The sequence below is a fragment of the Streptomyces sp. WAC04114 genome (assembly GCF_019733245.1).
Lineage (GTDB): Bacteria > Actinomycetota > Actinomycetes > Streptomycetales > Streptomycetaceae > Streptomyces > Streptomyces massasporeus_A.
Map to the genome: position 1 here is coordinate 19459 of NZ_JAIGQA010000113.1, position 7667 is coordinate 27125.

The following is a 7667-nucleotide window of genomic DNA, read 5'->3' on the forward strand; positions in this document are numbered from 1 at the left end:
CACGGTCATGCACGTGGCGTGGGCGCGGACGTTGGCGGCGGTGTCCGGGCGGGGTGACGTGGTGTTCGGCACGGTGTTGTTCGGTCGGATGAATGGTGGTGCGGGTGCGGACCGGGTGGCTGGTCCGTTCATGAATATGTTGCCGGTTCGGGCGCGGGTCGACGGTGTGGGTGTGCTGGAGGCGGTGGCGGCGATGCGTGGTCAGCTGGCGGCGTTGCTGGAGCACGAGCATGCGCCGTTGGCGGTGGCGCAGCGGGCCAGTGGGGTGCCGGCCGATCAGCCCCTGTTCACGTCGATGTTCAACTACCGCCACAACAGCAGCCCCAACTCCGAACCGGCCGATGATGGGCGACCCAGGGCCGCTGAGGGCATACGGACTTTGCTCATCGTCGACCGCAACAACTACCCGCTGTCCGTCGCGGTCAACGACGACGGATCGGGCCTCTCCCTGACGATCGACGCGATCGACCCCATCGACGCCCATGGTGTTGCCGCGCTCATGCGAAGCACCGCGCTGAACGTTCTGGAAGCACTGGAGGGTGCGCTGAGCGGGGGACCGGATCTGCCGCTCGTCGACGTGGACGTGCTGGGTGTGGATGAGCGTCGGCGGGTGCTGGTGGAGTGGAACGACACCGAGGCCGAGGCGGCTGTGCTGGTGCCGGAGGCGTTCGCGGTGCAGGTGGCGCGGACTCCGGGTGCGGTGGCGGTGGTCGACGGGGATGTCGAGGTGTCGTTCGCCGAGTTGGACGCCGCGGCGAACCGTCTTGCGCACTATCTGCTGGCTCAGGGGGTTGGCCCGGAGTCCGTGGTCGGTCTGGCGCTTCCTCGTGGTGCGGAGATGGTCACCGCGATCGTCGCTGTGTGGAAGGCGGGGGCTGCTTACGTTCCGATCGATGTGTCGTATCCGGTGGAGCGGATCGCGTTTGTGATGCGGGACAGCGGTGCGGTGCTGACGCTGACGATGGAGGAGGTCTTCGACGAGCTTCCGGCTGGCCGTGGCCAGGTGGTGGCGCTCGACGACGTGCTGACGCGTATGCAGTTGGACGCGGCTTCCCCGGAGGCGCCTGAAGTCGGCCTGTCTGGGGCTCAGTTGGCGTATGTGATGTATACGTCGGGGTCGACGGGGCGGCCGAAGGGCGTGGCGGTCACGCATGGCGGTCTGGCGAACTACGTGGGATGGGCGTCGGGGTTGTATGGCCCTGGTGGTGCGCCGTTGCATTCGTCGCTGGCGTTCGACCTGACGGTCACCAGTGTGCTGGTGCCGCTGGTGTCCGGTGGAGCGGTGGTCGTATCTGCGGAGGGCGGCGCTGAGGGCCTTGCCGAGATCCTGGACGGGCGCTCTGGCTTCGGCCTGGTGAAGGTGGTTCCCGCTCATCTTCCCCTGCTCGGCGAGCACTTGGCGGATGTGTCGGGTGCGGCGCGGACGTGGGTGGTGGGTGGCGAGGCGCTGTCGGGTTCGGTAGTGCGTGACTGGCTGAAGCGCGCCCCGGAGTCGGTGGTCGTCAACGAGTACGGGCCGACGGAGACGGTGGTCGGTTGTGCCGTGTTCGAAGTCCGTGCCGGCGAGGACGTCGCTGATGCGGTGCCGATCGGCCGTCCGGTGGCGAACACCCGCCTGTACGTCCTGGACGGCAATCTTCAGCCCGCCCCCGTCGGCGTGGCCGGGGAGTTGTATGTGGCCGGTGCCCAGCTCGCACGTGGGTACGCCGGGCGTCCGGATCTGACATCGGAGCGGTTTGTCGCCTGCCCCTTCGAGTCCGGTGGGCGCATGTACCGCACGGGTGACCTCGCGCGCTGGGCCTCGGATGGCCGGCTGGAGTTCCTGGGCCGCGCTGATGAGCAGGTGAAGGTACGCGGCTTCAGGATCGAACCGGGTGAGGTCCAGGCCGCCCTCGCCGCCCACCCCCAGGTGGCCCGCGCGGCTGTCGTCGCCCGCGAGGACACCCCGGGCGACGTACGCCTGGTCGGCTACGTCGTAGTAGACGACGACACGGCCGAACTGCCCGACTCCATCACCCGGTTCATGTCGGCCCGACTGCCGGAGTACATGGTCCCGTCGGCGATCGTCGTCCTGGACGAGCTCCCGCTGACCGTCAACGGCAAGCTCGACCGCAAGGCCCTCCCCGCACCCGAGGTCACCACCGGCTCCGGCCGCGGGCCGAGCACGGAGCAGGAGCGGGTGCTCTGTGAGGCGTTCGCGGAGGTGCTCGGGCTCGACAGCGTCGGCGTGGACGACGACTTCTTCGCCCTCGGCGGTCACTCGCTCCTCGCCGTCCGTGCGATCAGCCAGATCCGTGCCGTCCTCGGGGTGGAGCTGCCCCTGAAGGTGCTGCTCGCGGCACCGACCCCGGCCGAACTCTCCCAGCAGCTCGGAAAACACAAGTCATCAGCTAGGCCGGCGTTGCGGCCGATGCGCAACCAGGAGGAGTCCTGATGATTCCGTTGTCATTCGCGCAGCGCCGCCTGTGGTTCCTGAACCAGCTGGACGGCCCGAACGCCACCTACAACATCCCGGTGCAGATGAGGTTGCGGGGCGAGGTGGATGCCGCGGCGCTCGATGCCGCACTGCGGGACGTGATCGGGCGGCACGAGGTGCTGCGCACGGTGTTCGCGGTCGCGGACGGGGAGCCGTACCAGCGGATCCTCAAGCAGGACGAACTGGAGTGGGCGCTCACCGTCTCCGCCGTCACCTCCGAAGGGCTCGACGAGGCGGTCGCCGAGGCCGGGAGCCGGGTCTTCGATCTGGCCACCGAGGTGCCGATCCGGAGCTGGCTGTTCTCGGCCGCACCGGACGACCACTGCCTGCTGGTCGTCATCCACCACATCGCCGGGGACGGCTGGTCCATGGGGCCGCTGACGCGTGATGTCACCGCCGCATACGAGGCGCGGTGCGCGGGGCGGGCTCCCGAATGGGAGCCGCTGCCGGTGCAGTACGCCGACTACGCGCTCTGGCAGCGCGAGCTGCTCGGCGACGAGAACGACCCGGAGAGCCTGGCCGGCCGTCAGATCGCCTACTGGCGTGAGCGGCTCGCCGGGGCCCCGGAGGAGATCGGGCTGCCCGTCGACCGGACGCGGCCCGCGGTGGCCGGGTACCAGGGGCACCGGGTGCCGTTCGAGGTTCCCGCCGACGTGCATGCGCGGATGGCCGAGCTGGCCCGGGGCGACGGCGCGACCGTCTTCATGGTGGTGCAGGCGTCACTCGCGGTGCTGCTCTCGCGGCTCGGTGCGGGAGAGGACATCCCGGTGGGCGCGGCGGTGGCCGGGCGTACCGATGTGGCGCTAGACGATCTGATCGGGTTCTTCGTCAACACCCTGGTGCTGCGTACCGATCTCTCCGGGAACCCGACGTTCACGGAGGTGCTGGGCCGGGTCCGGGAGACTTCCTGGGAGGCCTTCGCGCATCAGGACGTGCCGTTCGAGAAGCTGGTCGAGGCACTGGCCCCGACCCGTTCACTCGCCCGGCACCCGCTCTTCCAGGTCATGCTGACGATGGAGGACGGCGGAGTACGGCCCGTGTCCGTCGAGGCCTCGGGCGGGACCGGGGTGGCCACCAGCGCCGCCGCCAAGGTGGACCTGGAGGCGAGCGCCAGGGAGCTGTTCGACGCCGACGGGGCGCCGGCGGGCCTGCACGGTGAGGTGATCGGGTCGGCCGATCTCTTCGACGCCGTGTCGGTGGAGTCGCTCGTGGCACGCTGGGTGAGGGTGCTGCGGGCACTCGTCACCGACCCGTCGGTGCGGCTGGGCGAGGTGGACGTCCTCGACGCAGACGAGCGCCGCCGGGTGCTGCTCGACTGGAACGATGGTTCGGCCGCGCTCACCTCGGCGACCGTCGTGGAGCTCTTCGATGCGCAGGTGGCTCGGACACCGGACGCGGTGGCCCTCCGTGGCGGCACGGCCGACGTGTCGTACGCCGAACTCGACGCGCGCGCCAACCGGCTGGCCCGGTTGCTGATCGAGCGGGGTGTGGGGCCCGAGTCATTGGTCGGGGTGTGCCTGGAGCGGGGCCCGGACGCGGTGGTGGCGCTGCTGGCGGTGCTCAAGGCGGGCGGCGCCTATCTGCCCGTCGACACCGGACACCCGGCCGAGCGGGTGGCCCGGATGCTGGCCGACGCCCGGCCGGCGGCCGTCATCGTCTCCACCGCCACGGCGGAGTCCGTGCCCGGCGCAGGCGACATCGCCTGCCCGGCGGTGGTACTGGACGCTCCCGTCACGCGGAAGGAGCTGGCGGCCCTGCGCGGGGACGCCGTGACGGACGACGAGCGGTCCGAGGCGCTGCGCCCGGAGCACCCGGCCTACGTCATCTTCACCTCGGGCTCCACCGGCCGGCCGAAGGGCGTGGTCGTGGAGCACCGCTCGGTGGCCAACCTGCTGACCTGGGCGGTCCGGGAGTTCTCCGCGGAAGAGTTCTCCCACGTGGTCGTCTCGACGTCGTTCAGCTTCGACGTGTCCGTCTTCGAACTGTTCGGCCCTCTCGTGTCGGGCGGTGCGGTCGAGGTGGTCGAGGACTTCCTGGCGCTGGCCGGCTCCGGGGCCTCGTCCGGACGGGCGAGCCTGGTCAGCGGTGTCCCGTCGGCGTTCGCGCGGGTGCTGGAGAGCGGCGTCGCGGTCCGCCCGCGCACGGTGGTCCTGGCGGGCGAGGCCCTGACGGCCGACATCGTGGCGGGCATACGGAACGCGCTGCCGGATGCCCGCGTGGCGAACATCTACGGACCCACGGAAGCGACGGTCTACTCGACGGCCTGGCGCGTCGAAGGCCCGGTGGCGGGCGCGGTGCCGATCGGCCGTGCCCTCTCCCACGCGCGGGCTTACGTCCTGGACGCCCATCTGCGGCCCGCGACCCCGGGCGTCGCCGGCGAGCTGTACATCGCCGGCGCCGGCCTGGCCCGCGGCTACCTGGGCCGGGCCGGGCTGACGTCCGAGCGATTCGTGGCCTGCCCCTACGGCGAGCCCGGCGGGCGGATGTACCGCACCGGTGACCGGGTGCGCTGGAACGCGGACGGCCAGGTGGAGTACCTGGGACGCGTGGACGAGCAGGTGAAGGTCCGCGGCTTCCGGATCGAGCCCGGCGAGGTCCAGGCGACCCTCGCTGCGCACCCGCAGGTCGCGCAGGCCGTCGTGGTCGCGCGCGAGGACGTTCCCGGAGAGGTCCGTCTGGTCGGGTACGTCGTGCCGGCTGACGGTGCGTCGCCGGCCGCCGAACTGGGCGAGGCCGTTCGCCTGTCCGCGGCCGAGCGGCTGCCCGAGTACATGCTTCCGTCCGTGGTGATGGTCCTGGACGAGCTGCCCCTGTCGGTGAACGGCAAGCTCGACCGACGAGCGCTTCCGGCACCGGACTTCGCCGCGCTGGCGGGGTCGGGGCGCGGCCCGTCCAACGCCCGGGAGGAGATCGTCTGCGCGGCCTTCGCCGAGGTCCTCGGCCTCGACGAGGTCGCCGTCGACGACGACTTCTTCCGCCTCGGCGGTCATTCGCTGCTGGCGATCCGGCTCGTGGACCGTCTGCGGGAACGGGGCGTGTCCGTGGCGGTGCGGGCCCTGTTCCAGACCCCGACCCCCGCCGGTCTGGCCCTGTCCACGGCCGAGGAGCTGGAGGTGCCGGCGAACCTGATTCCCGAGGGCGCCGAGCGGATCACGCCGGAGATGCTGCCGCTGGTGGACCTGACGGCGGAGGAGATCGCCCGGGTCGTCGCCTCGGTCGAGGGCGGCGCGCCGAACGTGGCCGACGTCTACCCCCTCGCTCCCCTCCAGGAAGGTCTCCTCTTCCACCACCTCCTGGCCGATGGAGGGGAGGACACGTACGTCCTGCCGACGGTCGTGGAGTTCGACTCGCAGGAGCGGCTCGACACCTTCCTCGCCGCACTCCAGCAGGTCGTCGACCGACATGACATCTACCGGACGTCGATGGTGTGGCAGGGCCTGCGCGAGCCGGTGCAGGTGGTGTGGCGCACGGCCACCCTGCCCGTCAGCGAGGTGACCCTCGCCCCGGACGTCACCGACCCGGTGGCCGGGCTCCTGACGGCCGCGGGCATGGCCGTGGATCTGAACCGGGCACCCCTGATGGACGTGCACACAGCCGACGTGCCCGGCACCGGACGCCGGCTGGCGCTGATCCGCGTCCACCACATGGCCATGGACCACACCGCGCTGGAGATGCTGCTCACCGAGATCGAGGCATTCGTAACGGGTCGCGGCGCGGAGCTGCCCGCTCCGATGCCGTTCCGCGACTTCGTGGCCCAGGCACGCGGCGGCACCGCACGCGACGCGCACGAACGCTACTTCACCGACCTGCTGGCCGACGTGACGGAACCCACCGCGCCCTACGGGCAGGTGGACGTGCGCGGAGACGGCCACGCGGTCGTCCGCCAGGACCTCTCGCTGGACGCGGGGTTGACCGATCGGCTGCGCGAGGCGGCCCGACGCGTCGGAGCGAGCCCGGCGACCGTGCTGCACGTGGCCTGGGCCCGCGTGCTGGGCGCGGTGTCGGGCCGCGACGACGTGGTGTTCGGGACCGTGCTCTTCGGCCGCATGAACAGCGGCACCGGCGCGACGCGCACCCTCGGCCCGTTCATCAACACGCTGCCGGTCCGTGTGCGGACCGCGGGGCTGGGGGCGCGGGAGGCGGTCACCGCCCTCCGCGGGCAGCTGGCCGACCTGCTGGAACACGAACACGCGCCGCTGGCACTGGCCCAGCGGGCCAGCGGGGTGCCGGGCGACGCCCCGCTGTTCACCGCCCTCTTCAACTACCGCCACAACAGCGGCCAGGAGAGCTACGGCGGACCGTCCCCGGCTCCCCTCCAGGGCATCCGGATCGTCTTCTCGCAGGAGCGCAACAACTACCCGCTCACCGTCTCCCTCGACGACGACGGCACCGCACTGTCACTCGCCGTGGACGCGGTCGCCCCGATCGACGCCCGCGAAGTCGGCGAACTCCTCGCCAACGCCACGGAGGAACTGGTCGAGGCCCTGGAGAAGACCGCGGCCGGTGCCCCGGACGTCCTCCTGAACACGATCGGCGTCCTGAACCCGGCCACGCGCCTGCGCATGCTGCGCACATGGAACGACACCCGGGCAGACGCGGCCGCCGCGGTGCCGGAACGGTTCGAGGCGCAGGCCACACGGACGCCGGACGCGGTGGCGGTCATCGACGGCGAGACGGAGGTCACCTACGCCGAACTGGACGCCCGGGCGAACCAGTTGGCAGCTCACCTCACCGACCAGGGCGTCGGCCACGAGTCGGTCGTGGCTCTCTGCCTCGGCCGTGGTGCCCGGATGGTCGTCGCCATGCTGGCGGTGTGGAAGGCCGGCGCCGCGTACCTGCCCCTCGACCCCGCCTACCCGGCGGACCGCATCTCCTACATGACCGAAGACGCGGGCGTACGGATCGCCCTGACGGAGGCGGACCTGCGCGACCGGCTGGACGCAGCCGCCGACCGGGTCGACATCGTCGTACTGGACGACACCGCGGTGACCGCACACCTGGCCCTGAACTCCGCCACAGCCTCCTCGGTGGCTGTGGTGCCGGATCAGTTGGCGTATGTGATGCATACGTCGGGGTCGACGGGGCGGCCGAAGGGTGTGGCGGTCACGCATGGCGGTCTGGCGAACTATGTGGGGTGGGCGTCGGGGTTGTATGGCCCGGGTGGTGCGCCGTTGCATTCGTCGCTGGCGTT

Annotated in this window: 2 protein-coding genes (1 of these 2 running past the window's edge); both read left to right on the plus strand. The window is 71.3% G+C overall.

The annotated features are described in order from the left end of the window. On the plus strand, positions 1–2434 hold the final stretch of the coding sequence (locus K4G64_RS25495; protein WP_221758338.1) for a non-ribosomal peptide synthetase. The gene continues 12326 nt to the left of window position 1, outside the view; only the last 2434 of its 14760 coding nucleotides appear in the window; the start codon falls outside the window, past its left edge; the stop codon is at positions 2432–2434. Beyond that, positions 2434–7667, plus strand: a 5234-nt coding sequence (locus K4G64_RS25500) for a non-ribosomal peptide synthetase (protein ID WP_221758339.1), incomplete at its 3' end; no start/stop codon positions are given. The genes K4G64_RS25495 and K4G64_RS25500, both read left to right, overlap by 1 nt.